Origin of the sequence: Phocaeicola sp. RTP21198st1_B8_RTP21198_201120 (assembly GCF_040929485.1) — a bacterium.
GTDB classification, from domain to species: domain Bacteria; phylum Bacteroidota; class Bacteroidia; order Bacteroidales; family Bacteroidaceae; genus Phocaeicola; species Phocaeicola dorei.
Map to the genome: position 1 here is coordinate 1 of NZ_JBCOCI010000477.1, position 1139 is coordinate 1139.

A 1139-nucleotide genomic window follows, 5' to 3' on the forward strand; every position below is an offset into this window, starting at 1 on the left:
TAGCTTAACTACTGTAAGGATTCCCTGATATATTGTTGTCATATTGTACTAGTTTCTTTTTCATTCTTTTTAATCAAACCTTTTATCCATTGATATTCACACCTACAAATATACAACATAAAAAAGACTTTGTCAAGAGCTTCCTGCCTGTAAGGAGAATTATTTGTAATTAATCTCAATCTTACTATCTATATTATCCGTTTGCCTCAATCGGCTTTTATCTTTTACCGTCAAATGAATATCCTGTAACTGGAAATTCTTTCCATAAGTTATCTTTCCGACAGATTCCACCTCCGCATTAATGTTAGACAGATAAAAATTCTCGATGCGATGACTTGCATTCCATCCCGAAGCGGAAATAAAACGTTTTGCTCCGTCTGCTTTTACGTGAGAGAAATACACATTACGAAAATGAGAATACCCCTTTTCCTTCGGCTCTACCGGAGTCAACATAGTAGTCCAGTGTTCAGGAACATCTTTTCCTTCATATTCTTTCGGCAAGGCAGAATAACTATATTTCGGATTCCAGTTCAAATCGACAGACAGGATATGAGTCACACTATCAGCCTCAACACGCGTCATATAGATATTCTCGACCGTTCCGCCACGGTTCATGGATGATTTCAGACGCAATGTCGTTCCTGTGCCATACGCTATCAGATCATGAGCCAGTACATTACGGATAGAACCAGAAGTCTCACTTCCGCAAGTCAGTAAGCCCGCACCTTTACGGGCAATACAGTTACGAACCACCACATTCTCCGTCGGACGATTCACACGCAGTCCATCCGCATCACGCCCTGCCTTAATACAAATATTATCATCGTTGCAATCCACATCACAGTTTTCTACCAGAATATTGGTGGATGAATCAATATCAATGCCATCCGTACTTGGTCCGTGACCTCCTACATTATTATTAATAGTAAGTCCGCTCACCGAACAATGATCCGAATACAAAATCTGACAAGCCCAGAATCCCGTACGCACCAACGTAAAGTCTTTCAACGTGATATGCTTGCTGTTGGAAACCAGTACTCCCCTCACCCGCTTGCAATCATAATCCACAATCCAGCGCAGATTCTTCTTCTCATATTCCTCCCGCATCGCCCAATATTTATCCCAGAATACTTTTCCGC

General features: G+C 41.2%; 1 protein-coding gene. It reads right to left on the bottom strand.

Features of this window, described 5'->3' with window-relative positions; all coding sequences use genetic code 11:
* Positions 1 to 159: 159 nt before the first annotated feature.
* Positions 160 to 1139 (bottom strand): glycoside hydrolase family 28 protein (locus tag AB5935_RS27420; protein WP_368328031.1); only part of this gene is annotated, 980 nt, incomplete at its 5' end.